This window comes from Anaerolineales bacterium (assembly GCA_025808555.1).
GTDB lineage: Bacteria > Chloroflexota > Anaerolineae > Anaerolineales > UBA11579 > JAMCZK01.
Genome location: CP075526.1, coordinates 374,675 through 394,460, shown reverse-complemented (window position 1 = coordinate 394,460; position 19,786 = coordinate 374,675). Strand labels below are relative to the sequence as shown.

Annotated in this window: 17 protein-coding genes; 13 read left to right on the top strand and 4 right to left on the bottom strand. The window is 61.1% G+C overall.

Annotated elements, in window-relative coordinates; genetic code table 11:
- The first annotated feature begins 12 nt into the window (after window positions 1-12).
- The 13 genes from KIT08_02200 (at window position 13) to polA (ending at window position 13,755) form a co-directional block, all read left to right on the top strand.
- Window positions 13-540: a cytochrome c maturation protein CcmE gene (locus KIT08_02200; GenBank protein ID UYN90060.1), complete on the top strand. Its 528-nt coding sequence runs from the start codon at window positions 13-15 to the stop codon at window positions 538-540.
- 15 nt (window positions 541-555) lie between these two features.
- On the top strand, window positions 556-2,649 hold the full coding sequence (locus tag KIT08_02195; protein ID UYN90059.1) for a heme lyase CcmF/NrfE family subunit: 2,094 nt from the start codon (window positions 556-558) through the stop codon (window positions 2,647-2,649).
- Window positions 2,646-3,119 carry a cytochrome c-type biogenesis protein CcmH gene (locus tag KIT08_02190; protein UYN90058.1) on the top strand — a complete coding sequence of 158 codons (474 nt, stop codon included), beginning with the start codon at window positions 2,646-2,648 and terminating at the stop codon, window positions 3,117-3,119. The genes KIT08_02195 and KIT08_02190 overlap by 4 nt, the downstream gene beginning before the upstream one ends.
- Entirely contained in the window at window positions 3,119-3,664 is a 546-nt protein-coding gene (locus KIT08_02185; GenBank protein ID UYN90057.1) for a TlpA family protein disulfide reductase, read from the top strand. The genes KIT08_02190 and KIT08_02185 overlap by 1 nt, the downstream gene beginning before the upstream one ends.
- Window positions 3,664-4,047, top strand: coding sequence for a hypothetical protein (locus KIT08_02180; protein UYN90056.1), 384 nt, complete (start codon window positions 3,664-3,666; stop codon window positions 4,045-4,047). Before KIT08_02185 ends, KIT08_02180 begins: the two co-directional genes overlap by 1 nt.
- Window positions 4,047-5,753 (top strand): c-type cytochrome, encoded by a 1,707-nt coding sequence (locus tag KIT08_02175; GenBank protein UYN90055.1) that lies wholly within the window; start codon window positions 4,047-4,049, stop codon window positions 5,751-5,753. Before KIT08_02180 ends, KIT08_02175 begins: the two co-directional genes overlap by 1 nt.
- Window positions 5,750-6,454 (top strand): heme ABC exporter ATP-binding protein CcmA, encoded by a 705-nt coding sequence (gene ccmA / locus KIT08_02170; GenBank protein UYN90054.1) that lies wholly within the window; start codon window positions 5,750-5,752, stop codon window positions 6,452-6,454. The genes KIT08_02175 and ccmA overlap by 4 nt, the downstream gene beginning before the upstream one ends.
- A complete protein-coding gene (locus KIT08_02165; GenBank protein ID UYN90053.1) occupies window positions 6,447-7,121 on the top strand; it encodes a heme exporter protein CcmB in 675 nt (224 codons plus the stop codon). The genes ccmA and KIT08_02165 overlap by 8 nt, the downstream gene beginning before the upstream one ends.
- Before the next feature lie 6 nt (window positions 7,122-7,127).
- The gene (ccsA, locus tag KIT08_02160; GenBank protein ID UYN90052.1) at window positions 7,128-7,847 is read left to right on the top strand and encodes a cytochrome c biogenesis protein CcsA; all 720 of its coding nucleotides are present in this window, start codon (window positions 7,128-7,130) and stop codon (window positions 7,845-7,847) included.
- A gap of 20 nt (window positions 7,848-7,867) precedes the next feature.
- Window positions 7,868-8,092 carry a hypothetical protein gene (locus tag KIT08_02155; protein UYN90051.1) on the top strand — a complete coding sequence of 75 codons (225 nt, stop codon included), beginning with the start codon at window positions 7,868-7,870 and terminating at the stop codon, window positions 8,090-8,092.
- A gap of 77 nt (window positions 8,093-8,169) precedes the next feature.
- Complete coding sequence (locus KIT08_02150) at window positions 8,170-9,453, top strand: AI-2E family transporter (protein UYN90050.1); 1,284 nt, start codon at window positions 8,170-8,172, stop codon at window positions 9,451-9,453.
- A gap of 78 nt (window positions 9,454-9,531) precedes the next feature.
- A complete protein-coding gene (locus KIT08_02145; GenBank protein UYN90049.1) occupies window positions 9,532-10,881 on the top strand; it encodes a transposase in 1,350 nt (449 codons plus the stop codon).
- A gap of 81 nt (window positions 10,882-10,962) precedes the next feature.
- A complete protein-coding gene (gene polA / locus KIT08_02140; GenBank protein UYN90048.1) occupies window positions 10,963-13,755 on the top strand; it encodes a DNA polymerase I in 2,793 nt (930 codons plus the stop codon).
- A gap of 4 nt (window positions 13,756-13,759) precedes the next feature.
- Here polA and KIT08_02135 read toward each other — a convergent pair whose 3' ends face one another.
- The 4 genes from KIT08_02135 to alaS form a co-directional block, all read right to left on the bottom strand.
- Window positions 13,760-15,241: a hypothetical protein gene (locus KIT08_02135; protein ID UYN90047.1), complete on the bottom strand. Its 1,482-nt coding sequence runs from the start codon at window positions 15,239-15,241 to the stop codon at window positions 13,760-13,762.
- Window positions 15,242-15,459: 218 nt separating this feature from the next.
- On the bottom strand, window positions 15,460-16,236 hold the full coding sequence (locus KIT08_02130) for a hypothetical protein (GenBank protein ID UYN90046.1): 777 nt from the start codon (window positions 16,234-16,236) through the stop codon (window positions 15,460-15,462).
- On the bottom strand, window positions 16,233-16,595 hold the full coding sequence (locus tag KIT08_02125; protein ID UYN90045.1) for a hypothetical protein: 363 nt from the start codon (window positions 16,593-16,595) through the stop codon (window positions 16,233-16,235). Before KIT08_02125 ends, KIT08_02130 begins: the two co-directional genes overlap by 4 nt.
- A gap of 437 nt (window positions 16,596-17,032) precedes the next feature.
- Complete coding sequence (gene alaS / locus KIT08_02120) at window positions 17,033-19,759, bottom strand: alanine--tRNA ligase (protein UYN90044.1); 2,727 nt, start codon at window positions 19,757-19,759, stop codon at window positions 17,033-17,035.
- Window positions 19,760-19,786: the final 27 nt, after the last annotated feature.

The following is a 19,786-nucleotide window of genomic DNA, read 5'->3' as shown; positions in this document are numbered from 1 at the left end:
GAGAGATTGCACATGAGCAGCACAAGCCTTGCCCAACCCCTGCCCACCGGTCTCGGAAACAAGAAGTTCATTATTGGCGGCCTGCTGATCCTGGCCGCGGTGGTCTACCTCATCATCACATCCACTGCCGCAGGAGCGCAATTTTTCTTCACGATCGACGAACTGAATGAGCGCGGCTCCGAAGCCGTGGGCAAACCGGCCCGCGTGGCAGGGGCGGTGCTGGGCGACACTATCGAATACGACCCCGCCACCCTGACCCTCACCTTCACCATGGTGCATATGCCCGCCGATACGCGGCTGATCAATGATGACGGCGGCCTAGCCAAAGCCCTGAACCAAGCCGTGAATGACCCCACGCGTACCCGCCTGCAGGTGCAGTACATTGGCGTCAAGCCTGATCTGCTGGCCCACGAGGTGGAAGCCATCGTGGCCGGCAAGCTGGGCGAAGACGGCGTGTTCTACGCCGACGAGAACGGCTTGCTGCTGCGCTGCCCGACCCGCTACGAAGAGGCGCTTCCCGGCCAGGCCGGCGACTACTAGCCCCTGCATCTCACAATGATCGCAGACTTTGGTTTCTTTGCGCTACTGATGGCTTTTCTGCTGGCGCTGTATGCGTGCGCCGCGGCTGCCTTTGGCAGCTGGAGCGGCCAGCAGCGCTGGGTATCCAGCGCCCGCTCCGCCACCATCCTCAGCTTTCCCCTGCTGACACTGGCGTGTGGCAGCCTGGTGTATTCGCTGGCCAATCTAGACTTTCACCTGCAGTACGTCACCCAGGTCACCAGCCACAGCATGCCCATGTACCTGCGCGTCACCGCGCTGTGGGGCGGGCAGGCCGGCTCGCTGCTGTTCTGGGCCTGGCTGATGGCGGCCTTCACTTTTGCGGTGATGTTGCGCGAATGGCGGCGTGACCGCGATCTGGAGCCGTGGGTCATTATCGTCACTGCTGGTACGCTGGCGTTCTTCCTGGCGCTAATCCTCTTCTTTGAAAATCCCTTCCTGCGATATTGGCAGGGCGTGACTGGCACGGTGTGGGCTGCGCTGTGGCAGCCCGCCGGGGCGCAGCCCTACATTCCCATGGATGGCAATGGACTCAATCCGCTCCTGCGCCATCCGGGCATGATCATTCACCCGCCCATGCTGTATATCGGCTTTGTGGCTTTCGTGGTGCCATTCGCTTTTGCCATCGGCGCCCTGGTCACCGGGCGCAGCGATGACCGCTGGATCCGCGTGACGCGCCGTTGGACGCTGGTGGCCTGGCTGTTCCTCTCGTTGGGCCTCATCCTCGGCAGCCGCTGGGCCTATGATGTGCTGGGCTGGGGCGGCTACTGGGGTTGGGATCCGGTGGAGATCGCCGCGTTCATGCCCTGGCTCACTGGCACGGCCTTTTTGCATTCAGTCATGATCCAGGAAAAGCGCGGCATGTTCAAGCATTGGAACATGCTGCTCATCATCCTGACCTATTGCCTGGTGATCTTCGGCACCTTCCTCACGCGCTCCGGCGTGTTGTCTTCGGTGCATGCCTTTGCGCAGAGCGCGATTGGGCCAATGTTCTTTGGTTTCATCGCGGTCACCTTCGCCGTCTCGCTGGCACTGCTGAACAAACGCTGGGCTACGCTCAAGTCTGAAGTGGAGATGACCTCGCTGCTCTCACGTGAGGCGCTCTTCCTTGTAAACAACTTGCTCTTCATGGGCATCTTGGTCATCTGCTTCTGGGGTGTCGTGTTCCCCATTGTCAGCGAAGCCAGCGGGGGCATTGGCCGCGCCATCCCCGCCCTGGCACACATCTTCACCGGCCAGCGCGCCACGGTTGGCCCCATCTTCTACGAGAGCGCCACTGGCCCGCTGTGGGCGGCCTTGCTGCTGCTGATGGGCATTGCGCCGCTTTCGGCTTGGCGTGCTTCTACGGCGCGTACACTGGGCCGCGCCATGTGGAAGCCATTCATCATTTCGCTGCTGGCCCTGGCCGCCTTGCTTGCTGGCGGCATGCGCCAGCCGCTGGCGCTGTTGGCATTATGGATCTGCGCCTTCGTGTTCCTGGTTACCGCCTATGAGTTTCTGCGCGGCGCCCGGGCGCGCACCAGCCGCGGCGAGACTCCGCTGCAGGCTTTCTGGCGCCTGGTGGCCCGCAACCGCCGCCGCTATGGCGGCTACATCATTCACATTGGCGTCATCCTGATCGCGGTGGGCATCATTGGCATTGAGCTGTTCCAGCAGGAAACGCAGGGCAGCCTGGCGGTGGGCGAACGCATGCATCTGGGCAGCTACAGCATTGAGTACGAGTCGCTGGCTGAGTTTGAAACGCCAGACGGCCGCCTGGTGGACCGCGCCGTGGTGAATGTGTTCAAGGACGGCCAACCGCTGACCCAGCTGTACCCGCGCCGCGATTTTTATTACGAGTCGCAGCAAGCCATGACCATCCCCGGTCTGCGTAGCACGCTGGAGGATGATGTCTACATTCTGCTGGTCGACTGGGAGCCGGTGAGCGCCAGCAGCGCCACATTCAAGATGTATGTCAACCCACTGGTGAACTGGATCTGGCTGGGCGGGTTTGTGTTCATCTTTGGCACGCTGGTCGCCTCGTGGCCCGACGCTGAGTTGCAGCCCGCCCGCAGCCGTGCCCGAGTGCGCGGCACAGCGGAGCGTGCATGAGGTTGCTGGCATTTGCCGTTGCCGCCGTCCTGCTGCTGGCCGCTTGCGCCGGCAGCCCGGCCGCCTTGAACTCTGCGCTACAGGGGACTCCCAGCGCTGACCAAGTCAACGCTGTAGCCAAGAACCTGTATTGCCCGGTGTGCGCCAACGTGCCGCTGGATGTGTGCGGCACGGCCGCCTGCGCCCAGTGGCGCGGCCAGATTGCTGACCTGTTGGCCGATGGCTATAGCGAACAGCAGGTGTATGACTACTTTGCCGCCCACTATGGACAAGGCGTGCTTGCCGTGCCGCCGGCGCGTGGGCTCAATTGGCTGGTGTACCTGCTGCCGCCGGCAGTGATCCTGGGCGCGGCGCTGCTGCTGGGGCGCAACCTGCGCCGCTGGCAGCAGGCGGCGCCCAGTGCAGCCAAGCCCAGCAAAGATGATGAATACACCCGCCAGCTGGAAGAAGAACTTAAGGCGCGCCGCTGATGAGCGAAGACAAAAAGCCAACCTCCCTCCTGGGCCGTGTGCTGGCCTGGGGTCTGCTGATCGCGTTGCTGGCCTTGGTGGGGGCGCAGTTGCAGTCCTCCCTGCAGGGTGTGCTGACGCGTGGTGAGCAGGCGCCAGACTTTACGCTAACCACCTTTGACGGCCAGACCATTGGCCCGGAAGACATTGAGGGCAAAGTAGTAGTGCTCAACATCTGGGCCTCGTGGTGCCTGCCTTGCAAAGAAGAGGCCGCTCACCTGGAGCAGGCCTGGCAGCACTATCAGGACCGCGGCGATGTGCTCTTCCTCGGCGTGGCCTATGTGGACACCGAGAAAGAATCGCTGGCGTTCATTGAGGAACACGGCGTCACGTATCCCAACGGGCCTGACCTGGGCACCACCATCTACACCAGTTTCCGCGCCCGCGGCGTGCCGGAGACATTTGTGATCAACAAACTGGGCGAGATCGCCTCGGTCAAGATCGGGCCGTACCAATCCGTTGAAGAGATCATGACTGTGGTTGACCGCCTGCTTGAGATCGACTGATGGATCTTGGTTCGCTGCTCCTGTTCGTTGCCTTGTTGGTATTGTGTGGGCTGTACGTCGCCCGCCCGCTGCTGGCAGATGCCGATGAGGACTTGAACCCGCAACTGGCCAACCTGCAAGCCGAGCACCAGCGTGTGCTGGATGCGCTGCTGGAGCTGGACGCCGATTGGGAATTGGGCAAAGTGCCGGAGGAGATCTATCATCCACAGCGCCGCCAATTGCTAGCGGAGGGTGCGGCGGCTCTGCGCGCCTTGGAGAAAGCCAATATTGAGTTACCCGCATCGGCCAAGCCTGAACGCGATGAGCTTGAGGCCATGATCGCCGCCTATAAAAATAAGCAAAGCAAGAAGAATGCACCCCGCAAGGGGGCGCGGCGCAAGTAATGAGCACCCGTTTGCTGCGCTGGCTGCCGTTGCTGGCCTTGCTGCTGACCGCCTGCGAATTCTCGCTGGCCGGCGACGTGACCCCGCCGCCGAATGCGATCATCAGCGGCGTCGACTCGACCCCCGTTCCGCTGGAGTACCCGCCCGCGCCGGCAGACATTACTGCGGGCGCGGCCATCTACGCCCAGAGCTGTGCGCCGTGCCACGGCGCCACAGGCCTGGGCGATGGCGGCCAGGCCAACATGCTGCCCGTGCAGCCCGCCCCACTCGGCGTAGCCGAGCGAGCGGATGCCGCCAGCCCGGCCGAGTGGTACCAGATCATTACCCAGGGCAATCTGGATAATTTCATGCCGCCGTTCGCCAGCCAGCTCAGTCTGCAGCAGCGCTGGGATGTGCTGGCCTATACATTCTCGCTGAGTCAGGATCCGTTGGCGGCGGAAGGCGGCGAGCAACTCTTTGCTCGCCATCAGGAGGCGATCGAAGCCGCGTTGCCGCTGGCCGATATCCGTCAGATGGCGGCTTACAGCCGCAACGACATTATCGGCGCCATCGAACAGGCGGCGCCCAGCCTGGCCTCAGCGGAACTGCTGGCGCTGGGCTCGTATGTGCAGGCCATCTCATTGGGCGCTGAGCCGCAGGCGCCAGCCGGCGGGGATGAGCCCGCCGCTATTGGTGCGTTCAGCGGTCGCGTTCAAGATGGCACGGATGGTGAACTGGCGCCTGGCCTGCAAGTGACCCTGTTTGGCTACGAGGGCCAGACTTTGGTACACAGCCAGACCGCCACAGTGGGCGCCAATGGGCGCTTTGCCTTTGACGAAGTGCCTGTAGCCGAGGGGCGCACTTTCTTTGCCGCGGTGGACTATCTGGGGCTCAGCTATTTCTCCGAATTTTTGAATGAGGGCCAGACTGAGTTCAGCCAGCCTATCATCATTTACGAAACAACATCCGATACCAGCCAGCTGGCAGTTGAGCGTCTGACCCTGATCCTGGAATTCGAGCGCCCGGGCTTTGTGCGCGTGGTGCAGCAGTATCTCGTCTCCAACATTGGCACGCGCGCCGTTACGCCTACGCAAGAAGGCGCGCCAGTGCTGCTATATGACCTGCCGGAGGGCGCGGGCGACCTGGCCTTTAATGAGGGCGTGTTCCGCGAGCGCTACCTGCCGACCCAGAACGGTTTTGGCGATCTGCGCGCTGTGTTGCCCGGTTTGCAGACCTACCAACTCTTGTTTGCCTATGAGATGCCGTACACGCGCAGCCTGGACCTGCCGCTGGCGCTTAACCTGCCCGTGCGCTCGGTTGCTGTGCTGGTTCAACACGGCGGCGTGACTTTGGCCAATGCTGATTTCACCAAAGCGGGCGAACAGCAGATCCAGGATGCCTCCTATCGGGCTTACCTCTCTAGCCAGGCCTATTCTGCGGGTGACACCGCTGAACTGCAGCTGCGCGGGCCCAACCCGCAAGGCGGCGGTGGCTGGCAAGCCTTGCTGGCCAACGACGGCGTGGTGGTGGGGCTGGCTGGACTCACGCTGGCGGTTGGCTTCACTTGGCTGTGGCTGCGCCGCATGCAAGCCGGGCCGGACGAAGTGCTGGCCCGCATCGCCCGACTTGATGCGCGCTTTGAGGCTGGCGATGTTTCCCAGAACCAATACACGCGCCAGCGCGCCGCCCTCAAGGCCCAGCTGCGCCGTATGATGAAGGACCGATGATCACTGTCAGCCAGCTCAGCAAGCGTTATGGATACCGCCTGGCTTTACACGGCGTGAATTTGCGCGTGCGCAAGGGCGAGCTGGTGGCCTTGCTTGGCCCCAACGGGGCCGGCAAAAGTACCCTGCTGCGCGTGCTGGCTGGGCTGGCTCAGCCAACGACTGGCCGCGTCCAGGTGGCTGGCTGCCAGCTGCCTAAGCAGGCAGCTGCAGCCCGCGCCCAGCTGGGCTATCTGGGCCACCAGCCGCTGCTGTATGAGGACCTGACCGCTGACCAGAATTTGGACTTCTTTGCCCGCCTGTACGCTGTGTCAGCCGCGGCTGCCCGCATCGATGAACTGTTGGAGCTGGTGGGCTTGCTGGAACGCCGCCGCGAGCCGGTGCGTGGTTATTCGCGCGGGATGTTGCAGCGCCTTGCGCTGGCGCGGGCGCTGCTGCATCGCCCGCGCGTCCTCCTGCTCGACGAGCCGCACAGCGCTCTCGACTTGCAAACTGCCGATGCGCTGGACGATGTGCTGCGCGCCCAGGCACGGGCCGGCGCCACGGTGCTGATCGCCAGCCATGATCTCGATAGGGTGGGCGGCCTGACGCAGCGCGCCGTGCTGCTGGCCGCTGGCCGCAACGCCGGCACGCTGGCCAAGGCCAAGCTGGGCGCCAGGCTGCCTGCGCACTATCAGCAGGCTCTGGAGCGCGCCAATGGCTAACTACTTCACAGCCGTGTGGGCCATCATGCGCAAAGACCTGGCCGCCGAGTGGCGCAGCCGCCAAATGGTGAGCGCCATGCTGGTGTTCGTGGTGCTGGTCATCTTTATTTTTGCGTTCACGCTGGATATCGACATGCTCACCCGCCGCCAGATCGCCGCTGGCGTGCTGTGGACCACTTTCGCCTTTGCCGGCACGCTGGGGCTCAACCGCACCCTGGCCACTGAAGGTGAGCGCGGCTCGCTGGACGGCCTGCTGTTGGCCCCGGTTGAGCGTAGCGCCATTTACTTTGGCAAAACCCTTGCGAACTTATTCTTCATGCTGGTTGTGGAAATTTTCACCCTCCCGCTTTATGCTGTGTTCTACAACATGAGCCTGGCACAGCCGGGTTTGTGGCTGGTGCTGGTGCTGGGTTCGTGGTGCTTTTGCACTGCAGGCACGCTTCTGGCCGCCATGGCGGCCCAGGCCCGCAGCCGTGAATTGCTGCTGCCGGTGCTGTTGTTCCCCGTGGTGCTGCCGGTGCTGGTGGCCTCGGTACGGGCCAGCAGCGCCTTCATCAACGGCCTGGGTATGGAATACGCCCTCTCCAGCCTCAACATTCTGGTTGTGTATGGTCTCATCATGCCCGCGTTGGGCTTTATGTTCTTTGACTTCATCGTAGAGGAGTAAGCTTCAATGGCATCATCAACTTCGCTAGACCCCAAACCCCGCTTGTTGGGCGTGCTGGATGTTCTTTCAGCGCTGCTTATGGCGGGCAGCATCTACATAGTTTTCTTCTATGCGCCCATGGAGCGCGTGATGGGCAATGTGCAGCGTGTGTTTTATTTTCACGCTTCCAGCGGCTGGGTAACCATGGTGGTGCTCATTATTGCCGCCGTGGCCGGAATCATCTATCTGCTGCGCCCGCACAAGAAGTGGGACGTGCTGTCTGTGGCCTGTGTGGAGATCGGCTTGGTGTTCGCTTTCATCTGCGTCACCACCGGCTCCATCTGGGCCCGCCCGGCCTGGAATACATGGTGGACCTGGGACCCGCGCGTGGTCACCTTCACCATCCTCATCCTGGTCTATATGGCCTATATGCTGCTGCGCCAGGGCATTGATGACCCGCAGCGCCGTGCCCGTTTTGGCGCCATCTACGCCATCCTGGCTGCGTTCACTGTCCCGCTGACTTTCTTCTCCATTCGCATCTGGCGCACGCTGCATCCCGTGGTGATCGGCAGCGGCAGCGCCACGGCTGAGGGCGGCTTCGATATGACCCGCCCCATGGTGTGGACCCTGCTGTTCACCCTGCTGGCCCTGACCGTGTTCACGTTGACCCTGTTGTGGCACCGCGTGCGCCTGGGCTGGCTGGCCGACAAAGTGGAAGAACTGCGCATGAAGGCGCTGGGCCGCTAGGCCGGGAGCAAGTGAGAGACATGCCGATCGAAACAACCAACTACATGATCCTGGGCTTCGCCGTCACTTTCGGGGCGATCGCCTTGCACCTTGCCAGCTTCCCGCTGCGGGTCAAGAACCTGAAGGCGGATTATGAGATCCTGAAATCCGCCAAACCGGCAAAGAAAACCGCCCCCAAGAAGGTAGCCAAGAAGACTGCCAAGAAGGCGGCCAAAAAGACCGCCAAGCGCACTACGCGCCGCTAGCCACGAAACTCAAAAAAAGCCATTGGGCGGGGCGCTAATGTGCCCCGCCCATTTTGCTTTTGAGCTAGAATGCAAAAATGTCAGCCAGAAGAAAAGCCTTGCCTCCCAAGCCAGCGCCGCCAAAACGCTGGAGCCCTACCACGAAACTGGTAGTGGCCCTCAGCCTGGTGGCTTTGCTGGCCGCCGTGCTGGTGCGCTTCGATTACCTGATCGGCCCGCTGCTTGTGGCCTTCATGCTCTCGTACATTCTGCACCCGCTTGTGGAGCGCCTGGCGAAAGCCACGGGTCTCAAGTGGCGTTCTGCTGTCAGCCTGATCTTCGTTGGCTTTCTGGCCGTGGTGATCTGGCTCTCGATCCTGGGCGGTTCTGCGGTCGTGGATCAGATGGGCTCGCTGGTGAATGCCGGCCAGAACCTGATCACCAGCTTGCCGGAGTTTGCCCGCCAACTGGCGACTCAATCGCTGCAGATCGGCCCGTTTGATATTCAGTTTTCCGAAGTTGAGCGCATCCTGCAGGAAGAGTTCAACCTCAACTTCGTCACCCTGGGTCAGCAAGTGCTCTCCGCGCTGCAGCCGCTGCTGGGCCAGGCGGGCAGCCTGCTGGGATTGGTCGCAACTGGCGCGCTCAGCACCTTGGGCTGGGCAGCCTTCATATTCATCATCTCGTACTTCCTGCTGGTGGATGCCGAAGGCGTACCCTCTTTCTTTGCGCAGATCGCAAACACCGGCTATGACGCCGAAATACGCCGCATTGGGCGCGAGCTCTCCCGCATTTGGGATACCTTCTTGCGCGGCCAGTTGCTGATCATCAGTTTGGTCATCATTACGTATTTCATGCTCATGACCATTCTGGGTGTGCACAACGCGCTGGGTTTGGCGTTCCTGACCGGCTTGGCCAAGTTTGTTCCTTATGTGGGGCCAGTGGTGGCGGGTGGCACGGCTGCATTGGTGGCTTACTTTCAGGGTGGCAATTATCTTGGCATTGAGCCGTTCGCCTACGCCGCGATCGTGGTGGTGGGCACCTTGGTGCTTGACCAGATCTTTGATAATCTGGTCAGCCCGCGCATTTTCGGAAAAACGCTGGGTGTGCACCCAGCTGCTGTGCTGGTGGCCGCCCTCATCGCCGCCAGCCTGCTGGGCTTCGTGGGCCTGCTTCTGGCCGCCCCCGTGCTGGCCAGCCTGCAGCTCCTGCTGCGCTTTGCTTTGCGCAAAATGCTCGATCTCAACCCGTGGCCAGAGAAAGAGGTTCCCTTAGCTCCCAGGGACTCCCTGGCACAGCGCTTGCATCAGATCTGGAAGCAGTTGCGCAGCTTGGCGACACGTTGGTACAAAGCCGCGCGCAAACGCATCAAGCAAAGTTAGCCACCCAAACTGGGTAGTTAAAACCAGCCGGGTTTGACTTATACTTACTTGCCCCCCTAGGGGCTATTTTTGACGTCTATGACCAAGCAAGCCATCATTCTGACGCCCAGCAAAGGCTTTGGCGAAATGGTTCGCCAGCTGCTTGCCGATGCGGATAAGCTGCAGCCGCAGCTGTTGTCCTCGCCTGCCCAGGCGTTAGCCGCCGCGGCCAGTGGGTTGGATCTGCTGGTGCTGGATACTGATTTTGCGGATATGGATATTGCCGGCTATCTGGAGCAACTGCGCCAGATTGCCCCTGACTTCAAGCTGATCCTGATACTGACCGAAGATACTCCTGCGGATGGCTGGGAGCATGTGGGCGCGCGGGCTGTGCTTTCGCAGCCCTTCTATTTGCCGGACCTGGTCGCCGCGCTCGAGAAACTCTACGGCCCGCTGCACGCTGCCCAAGCCGCTCCCAAGGCCCAGTATGGCAACGCCCCAGTGGCAGCTAAGCCTACGGAGGCCGCTGCCCACTCTACGCCTGCGTGGCTGGCAGACACCAAGCTGTCTGCCCAGCACTTGGCCCAGCTTTCACTGGAGTCTGCCTCCCAGGCCGCGCTGATCACCCGCGGGGCTGAGCTTTGGGCCTACGCCGGCGAACTGCCGCGCGCCGCCGCCGAAGAGCTGGCCGCCGCCGTCTCCAACGGCGGTGACGCGGGCGCCGACCTGGCCCGCTTTGTACGCCTGGAAGCGACGCAGGCCGACTACATGCTGTATGCCACCCCCATTGGCAGCGAACACAAGCTGGCGCTTGTGTTTGATACCCAGGTGCCTTTTAGTAAAATGCGCAGCCAGGTTGATCGCATGGCCGCCGCCATGGCGGTTACCAGCGAAGCCAGCATGGCTGAAGTGGCTGTTCCGGCGGCACAGGCCGTCAGCCGCGGCCAGCAGGCCGCTGCCCCGGTTGCCCCGACGCCGCCCAGCCCGCCGCAGACAGAACCCGCTCCCGCTCAGCCGCGGGTGCGCTGGCTGCCCGCCGCCCAGGCTGCCGCTGGCGGTAGCGCCTTGCTGAGCTATGCGTATGTATTGGCCCCGCGCCTGCCTGAGCATCGTTTGGAAGGCGACTTGGCGGAGAAGCTGGCCGCCTGGCTACCGCAGCTGTGTGTAGCATTCGCCTGGCGCCTTGAGCATCTCAGCCTTCAGCCCGGCTTTGTGCAATGGATGGTGAGCCTGCCCGCTGAGACCGCGCCGGAGAGCGTTGTGCACACGCTGGAGAACCATTTGTCTGAGCGCATCTTTGACGAGTTCCCGCGCTTGAAGCGCGATAATCCCTCAGGCCAGTTCTTTGCGCCGGGTTTTCTGGTAATGAACGGCGGCCTGCCCACCGATGTGCAGGTCAGCGATTTCATTGCCCATACGCGCAACCGCCAGGGGATTCCAAATCAGTAACAGTTGATTTTTGGGCGGGCATTTTTTCCTGCTCGCTCATGGTTCTTCAGTCTCACACATTCCCTACAGTACAATCCAATAATGCCCCAAACGCTATATCTTATTGATGGCCATGCTCTGGCCTACCGCACCTACTTTGCGCTCACCAGCGCGGGAGCGGGTAGCAGCCGCTGGACCACCAGCGCTGGCGAGCCCACTGCCGGCGTGTTTGGTTTCACTTCGGTGCTGCTGCGCATCCTGGAGCAGGAGCGCCCCGAATACATGGCAGTTGCCTTCGATGTAGGCAAAACCTTCCGCGATAAGCGTTACCCCGACTACAAGGCCACCCGCGAAAAAATGCCGGATGATCTGCGCGTGCAGATGGAGCGTATCCGCGAGATGGTGGATGCGTTCAACTTTCCGCGCCTGGAGCTTGAAGGTTTCGAGGCCGATGATGTCATTGGCAGCATCGCCAAGAAGGTGGCCGGCGAAGGAGTGGGCGTCAAGATCATTACCGGGGATAAAGACCTGCTGCAGCTTGTTGACAAGCGCATCATTGTCAGTCTGCCTGGCAAGCAGTTGGCTGACGGCAAAGATTATGCGCCGCAGGATGTCTTTGAATTCCTGGGAGTGATGCCGGAGCAGGTGGTGGACTTCAAGGCCATGATCGGCGACAAATCTGACAACATCCCCGGCATCCCCGGCATTGGCGAGAAGACCGCGGCTGGCTTGCTGGCGGAGTACAAGACGCTGGAGAACATTTACGCCAATCTCGATAAGCTCAAGCCTTCCCAACGCCAGAAGTTCGAGGACGGGCGCGAGAAAGCGGATCTGAGCCTTGAGCTTTCGCGTATTGTCACTGACCTCGATATAGACTTTCACATCCAACAGGCGCGCACCGATCACATCAAGTCTCAGGATGTTCTCGAGTTGTTTCGCCAGCTTGAGTTCCGCTCGCTGATGAAGCGGCTCAATACCGTGCTGGAGCTGGGCAACATGCCCCAGGACACCAAGCTGGGCCAGCTGGGCATGTTCCCCGAAGAGAACCCGACCCCGCGTGGCCCGGCGGTGGATATTGACGTAGAGGTCGTGGATACGCCCGAGGCACTGGCTGCGCTGGCCAAAACGCTGGCCGCCGCCAAGTACATCTCCTTTGATACTGAGACCAGCAGCACCAACCACATGCAATGTGACCTGGTGGGCATCTCGTTCTCAGTGGAGGAGGGTAAGGGCTATTACATTCCGATCGGACACGAACGCATACTCGGCTCCCAGCTTCCCATTGAGGAGGTAGTGGCTGCCCTGCAAGGCCCGCTGACCGACCCCAAGATCCCCAAGTTTGGCCACAACCTAAGTTTTGATTACGTGGTGTTGGCCCGGCATGGCCTGCGTGTGCAGCCACTCAGCATGGACAGCATGATCGCCGAATGGGTGGCCGACAGCGGCTCACGCAATCTCGGCCTCAAAGGCCTGGTGTGGGTACGCCTGAACAATGAGATGACCGAAATTCAGGATCTGCTGGGCAAGGGTCGCAAGCAGATCACCATGGCCCAGGTGCCGATCCAGCAGGCGGCCGAATATGCCGCCGCGGATGCCGAAGTGGTGCTGCGCCTGCAACCCGTGCTAACCGAACGCATGAAGGCCGTCAGGGGTGAGCAAATCTTTGACCAGATCGAAATGCCGCTGGTACGCGTACTCTCTGATATGGAGATGACGGGCATCATGCTGGACACAAAGTTTTTGGCCGGCATGGGCGCCGAGCTCAATAAGGACTTAGAGCGCATCGGCACAGAGGTGTATCAGCAAGTAGGCGAGGAGTTCAATCTCAGCTCGCCCCAGCAGTTGGCTCATATGTTGTTCGATCGCCTCAAGCTGCCGCCTCCGCCCGGCGTGCGCAAAACCGCCTCGGGCGCATATTCAACCTCGGCGGACATTCTGGAAGCGATGAGCGAGCAGCACCCGATCGTGGACCTGATCCTCGACCATCGCGAACTCTCCAAGCTGAAGACCACCTACGTGGATGCGCTGCCGTTGGAGGTGAACCCGGCAACCAACCGAATACATACCTCGTACAACCAGGCGGGTACAGTGACCGGGCGCATTGCCTCCAGCGAACCAAACCTGCAAAACATCCCCATCCGCACTGAGCTGGGGCGCCGCGTGCGGCGCGCCTTTATCGCAGCCTCTGGGCACAAACTGCTTGCGGTGGACTATTCTCAAGTCGAGCTGCGCATTGTGGCGCACATTGCCCAGGACGAAGCGATGTTGAGCGCCTTCCGCAACAATGAGGACATTCACATTACTACGGCCGCGGCGATCCTGGGCATTGCGCCTGACAAGGTGACCGGTGAGCAACGCCGCAACGCCAAAGCTGTGAACTTTGGCTTGATCTATGGCATGAGCCCTTTTGGACTTACCCGTAGCACGGATCTGACCTTGGCCGAGGCCGAGAACTTTGTCAAGGCGTACTTTGAGAAGTTCCCCGGTGTACGTGCATACATTGATAGTACGAAGAAGAAAGCGGCCGAGCTGGGCTATATCGAAACCCTGCTGGGCCGCCGGCGCCAGTTCCAGGCGCTGAAAGAGGGCACCAACTATGTGCTCAAGAGCCGCCTGGAGCGCGAAGCGATCAACAGCCCCATTCAAGGCACTGCGGCTGACATCATGAAGCTGGCCATGCTGCGCGTAGATGCTGCCCTCCCCAAGGCCAAGCTGGGCGGGCGAATGCTGTTGCAAGTTCACGATGAGCTGGTGCTGGAAGTGCCTGAGGCGGAACTGGACAAGACAGCCGCGCTGGTGCGCGACGAGATGAGCAAGGCCTACCAGCTAAGCGTGCCTCTGCAGACCGAAGTGAAGGTCGGCAAGAACTGGGGCCAGATGGACGTGGTGGGCTAGGGGGCTACTGCCGCACGAACATCAGCCCAAAGCCATCTTCGTATACTAGTTCATAGCCAGGGATTTCGTCCAGCAGCGCACCCCGGTAGAACAGGTGCATGCCGCGCAGGCGGTCAGGGTCGGGGGCGCTGTCAAGATAGTCAGCCGCCCCGTATGCTTCTACGTTCTCACGCTCCAGCAGTAGCACATTCGGCTGCTCGCTGTTGAGCATGTCATGACTAGCCAAATCCCAATCCATGAAAACAGATATGCCAGCTTGGTTAGGGAAGTAGACCTTCCAATCCCGGTAGACGACAACAGGCGCTTCGCCAGCCAGCATGGGCTGAACGCTGCGATAGAACTGCAGGCTGGGCGAGGTATCTTCACGCTGCAGCGTGTGAGTATATTGCCGTACATCCTGTCTTAGGAACAGCCCGGCTTGTACTAAAAGCAGCGCCAGCGCGGCCCACTGCAAAAGCTTCCTGGCGGCCAGTGGCCTTCGGGCTAGATGGTTTAGACGTTCGGGGAGAACAAATACCAACGCGGTGATAACGGGCATCATTAACGGTAGCCAATAGTGGGTGCGGAAGGATGAGGCGCGCAGGACAGCTGCCAGGTTGGGAAATATCCAGGCAGTAAGTAGCAACGCTTGGGTCCGTGTATCTTTTTTGTAAAGTCCAATAATCAGGGAGATGGCAAGTAGCAGCAGGAATAGCCCAGTGCCAAAATTCTCGGTTAGCCAGGTTGGCAACCTCCCATCTTGAAAGAAATCAGGCTGGCTGACAAAGATACCCTCGCTGGCTTCGCGAAGAATGATCTGCTGACGCAGAATGAATTCGCCGCGCTCGGCTGCGAATAGCAATACAGGGTTGCTGACTACAAAGGTAGCCAGCATCAGCGCAACGAAGCCTATCGCTCGCAAGGTGGCCTGCTTCAAACTTTGAGTTGCCATTTGCGTGCCAAGGATCAGATATGTGGGGATAACAAGAACGAACAGTGCACCCAGGAACTTGACTCCAAGGGCCAGTCCCGCCGCGATTGCAGAAAGCCAAAAGAACCTGCCAAACTTAAATCGGTCAAGCCGCAAGAAGAAAAAAACCAGCGAGATGAGTAGTAAACCCGCGCCATCAGGATGCCACCACAGGCTGTTGCCTAACAAGCCGGGAAGCAAAAGCAAGAGGGTGAAGACAACAATGGTTCTCACCCTTGACCTGAATTCGGTGGCTGTATAAGTAAGCAACCAGATGCTGATCAGATTGGGCAGCACGCTGACAAATTGGCGCAATATTAGAACAATTAGCTGAGTTTGCTCAGCCCATTGACCGCCAGCCGCCAAACGCAGCGGAAGCAGACTCAGGCCCGAGAGAAGATAAAAAGGATAACCGTAGTGATAATGTTGGTAGGCCACAAACTTGCGCAGCCCATCCGCAAAGGTTCCTCCACCGCCGGCCATGCGCACAGCATGTTCATATTGCGCATACTCGTCCACTTCAAAGATGGACAGCATGTCGGGGGTTTGGGCGCCGGTGGCGTTGGGGAAGATCAGCAGGACAAAATACAGCGCACTGCAAGCGAGCAGCAGCCAAACTGTACGTGATGGTTTGGACAGCGTATCAGACGTGCTTTTTTTCATAGCATGCCGAGTCAAAGAACTTCCCCTGACTCCGGAAGAAAATGCTGGAGAATTCTATCCCCCGCCTTATTCGATTGTATAGGCAGGGAGTACTATGGCTTGGCGCGGTTGAACAGCAGCAGCCAGGCGCCCCAGGCGGGGTCGCCGGCATCGGTGATGCAGGCGGCTGGCTGCAAGCCCGCCAGCGTTTCGGTGCCTGCGATCGAGAGAATGTACGTGTTCCCTGGGGTCATTTCGTATTCGGCATAGCCCGGCCCGAATTCGGGGCGGGCGCCAGTGAAGAATTCACTGCTCTCTTCGCCATCGTGCATTGCGATGCGAACACCAGCCTGGGCTTGCCCGTTCTCATCGAAGATGAATAGTTTGACCAGCGGCGGTGCCTCGCTGCTTTCGCACAGTAGTTCGCGGCTGCTGAGCGTGTACACGCCGCCCTCATCGGCTACGAAGGGCGTCGGGGCGGCATCCACATCGTCTGGATTAGGCGTGTGGATGGCGACCGAGGTGGACTGGGCGCTGGCCTGGAAGGTATCAAGGTCACGGGCCAGGCTGGCCAGCGCACGCGCCTCGCGCTGCGTGGCGCTGTTGCCCAACGCCAGCTGCGCCTGGGCGCTGAGCGCTCGGGCAGGGTCCGCATCGCCCAGCTGGGCCAGGCGCGCCTGCGCCCGGCTGATGTCGCCGCTGGAGGCGTACGCCAATGCGATCATCAGGCGATACTGGTCTTGATGTTCCTCCGCCAGGTGGCTGGGCCCAACACTGGCAACCTGCAACGGGAAGGCGATGAAGGACAGTATGCAGCCGAGGAGGAGGCCGATCACCAGGCCAGTCAGCAGATACAGCGGCGGCCGCTTGGCCGGCTCTTTGGTCATCATGGGGTGGGCGTATGGGAGAGGCTGGGCACCTGGTCGCGCAGGGCGCCGGCCAGGTTGGCGAGCAGGTTGAGGTCAGCCTGGGAGTAGCCATGCTCCTGCCCGAATTCCATCGCGGCTACCAGAGGGAGCAGAGCATTGTCAGCATTCAGGAGCTCCAAGTGCTCCATAGCGCGGCTCAGGCTACCGTCAGCGGCATAGGCTTCGGCGGCCATCAACGCGTAATCGGCGGCGTAGTCCTCGCGCAGCAGACTGGGGTCAGCGTCGGCCGCAGACAGCGGACGCAGCTCCCAGCCCAGATAAAGGCTGGCGATCAGGCCTAGCAGGATGGTGAGGCCGAAGATGGCGTAACGGGTGACCATTTGCGTATCAGAGTGCAAGAATGCGGCCAGTATTTTGGCCGAGCTTGCAGGCTGCAAGTGTAGCCAGTTTTAGAGCTTGCGACTGCCCGAAAAGCAGCTGGATTGTTAGCTGATGTTGCTGATATAGCTGCCCAGTGCGATCAGTCCAAATCCGCCAAAGAACCATAGCAGGCCCGGCCGGAAGGAGCGCAGAATGTGTGCGAGATCTTTGGGGTTTGGCCCCTCTGGGCCGCGCAGTAGCACCCATGCTCCCAGCACACGCTGCAAGTACCCGCCAGAATGATGGGGATGCCGACTACATTGGCAAAGAAAGCCAGCCATTGTTCGGCGCGCAGCAGTGGCAGTAAGGTCTCATAAAAGATGGATAGGATAATGCTGCTGACCAGCCCAATAGCAATCAGGATAAGCAGGGTGTTGAAAGAGAAGAATCGTTTCACTTACCCTAACTTTTCGCCTACCCACTTTGCGGCCATGGCCAGCGCTTCGTCCAGCTTGCCGTTGTCCACGCCGCCGGCTTGCGCCAGCTCCGGCTTGCCGCCGCCACGGCCATCCAGCACGGAGGCGGCTTGCTTGGCCAGCTCGCCAGCCTGCAGGCCGCGGGCCACTAAGTCTTTTGTGACTGCGGCGATGAGGGTGACGCTGCCATCCGCCACCGCCGCCAGCAGGGCTACGCCGCTGGCATGCTGCTGGCGGAACTTGTCGGCCAGGGCGCGCAGCGCGTCGGCATCGGCGCCGGGCACGGCCGCCGCCAGCACCGGCACGCCAGAAACTTGCGGCAAGTTGGTCAGCAAATCACCTAGGCTCTGTTGTGCTTGAGCGCGGCGGGCGGCGGCCAGCTCTTTGTTGAGCTGGCTCAGCTCGCTCTGCAATGCAGCCGTCTTGGCCGGCACATCGTCTGGGGTGGTCTTGAGGGTGCGGGCTGCCTCTTGCAGTGCGGCGTTGCGCGTCTTGGCCAGCGCGTAGGCCTCGCGGCCGGTGACGGCTTCGATGCGGCGGATGCCAGCGGCGGCGCTGCCCTCGCTGACGATGAGGAACAGGCCAATATCGCCGGTGTGTTCTACGTGCGTGCCGCCGCACAATTCATACGAGAATGGCGCGTCCTCCTGCCCGATGGCAATGGTGCGCACCCTGTCGCCATATTTTTCGCCGAAGAGGGCGGTGGCGCCTTCCTTTTTGGCTTGTTCCAGCGATTTGGTTTCTTTTTCCAACTCGTAATTGTCCAGCACCCAGGCGTTGACCTGATCTTCGATCTGGACGATGGCGTCTTTGCTGACGGCCTCGGGATTGTTGAAGTCAAAACGCAGGCGGTCGGGCGCCACCAGCGAGCCAGCCTGGCGAGCGTGTTCGCCCACGACCTGGTGCAGCGCAGCGTGGAGTAAATGCGTGGCGGTGTGGTTACGCATAATGTCCTGGCGGCGGCGGGCATCCACGCGGGCGATGGCGGCATCACCAACTCTTGGCGCGCCTTCCACCACTTCGCCGATGTGCACGATGGCGCCGGCGGCGGGCTGCTGCATCTCGCTCACACGGATGGCCCAGCTGCCATCGGCAGCCTGGATCACGCCGGTGTCGCTCACCTGACCACCTGCAGCGATGTAGAAGGGTGTCTTGGGCAGGATGATAGCGACGGTGTCGCCGGCGGCGGCCTGCTGCAGCGGCTGGCCGTTTTTCACCAGAGCCAGCACTTCGCCCTTGGTGTCCAATTCGTCCAGATCTTCGTAAGGGTCGTACTTGACGCCCTTGTCGCTCAGTTTGCCGTCGGCCTGCAGTTGCTGCACTACGGAGGCAAAGGCTTCAGCCTGCTCGCCGCCCAGCGCGCCCATGGCCTGGCCCGCTCCGGAGGCGGTGCGGTGCTGCTCCATGGCGGCGTGGAAGCCGGCTTCGTCTACGCCGTAGCCGCGCTCGCGGGCCACGTCACGGGTCAGCTCCAGCGGCAAGCCGTAGGTGGCGTACAGGTCGAAGGCCTGAGCGCCATCCAGTGTGCCGCCCGCGGGCAGCCCGGCGAACAGCGCGTCCAACTTGGCCATGCCGCTTTCAACGGTGCGCTGGAACTGCTCTTCTTCACGCGTCAGGCCATCCAGGATGGCGCTGCGGTTCTTGACCAGCTCAGGATAGGCTTCGCCATAGTGCGCAATGATGGCTTCAGCGACCTGGGCCATGAACGGCTCGGTGAGGCCGAGCTTGGTGCCAAAGCGAGCGGCACGGCGGATGATCATGCGCGCCACGTAGTTGCGGCCCACATTGCCCGGCACGACGCCTTCGGCGATCAAGAAGGTGGCGGCGCGGGCGTGGTCTGCGATCACGCGGTAGGGGGTGAAGTTGGCATCCCGCTCGGCGTCCGTCTGCCCGGCCAGCTCCTGCACTTTCGCGATCAGCGGCGTGAACAGGTCGGTGCGGTAGTTGCCTTTGGCCTGCTGCAATACGGAGACGATGCGTTCCAGGCCCATGCCGGTGTCGACATGCTTGGCGGGCAACGGCTTCAGGTCCTTGGGGCCGGTGCGGTTGTACTGGATGAAGACCAAGTTCCAGATCTCGACAAAGCGCGGGCTGTCGAGGGCGAGTTCGCCATCGGTGTTCTTTTGGATCTCGCCGTACTCCGGCCCAAAGTCGTAATAGATCTCGCTGTTGGGGCCGCAGGGGCCAGTGTCGGCCATCTCCCAGAAGTTGTCCTTGCGGCCGTAATAGACCAGGTGCTCAGGCACGAAGCCGGGCTGGGCCAGCCAGTTATCGGCGGCCTCTTTGTCGGTTTCGATCTCGCCCTGGTCATCCTTGAATACGGAGGCGTACAGGCGGTCTGCCGGCAGGCCCCATGTTTGGGTCAACAGCTCCCAGGCCCAGGCGATGGCTTCTTTTTTGTAATAATCGCCAAAGGACCAGTTGCCCAGCATTTCGAAGAAGGTATGGTGGGTATCGTCTGTGCCCACGTCCTCGAGGTCGTTGTGTTTGCCGGCCACGCGCAGGCACTTTTGCGAATCCACGGCGCGGTTGTAGTCACGCTTGTCGGTGCCGAGGAAGACGTCTTTGAATTGCACCATGCCGGAGTTGGTGAACAGCAGGGTGGCATCGCCGCCGGGCACCAAGGGGGCGGAGGGTACCTCGGTGTGGCCGCGCTGGGTGAAGAAATCTAAGTAATCTTGACGAATCTGGTTGGCAGTTTTGGGCATAGTCTCTCTTCTTAGAGAGGGAATTAT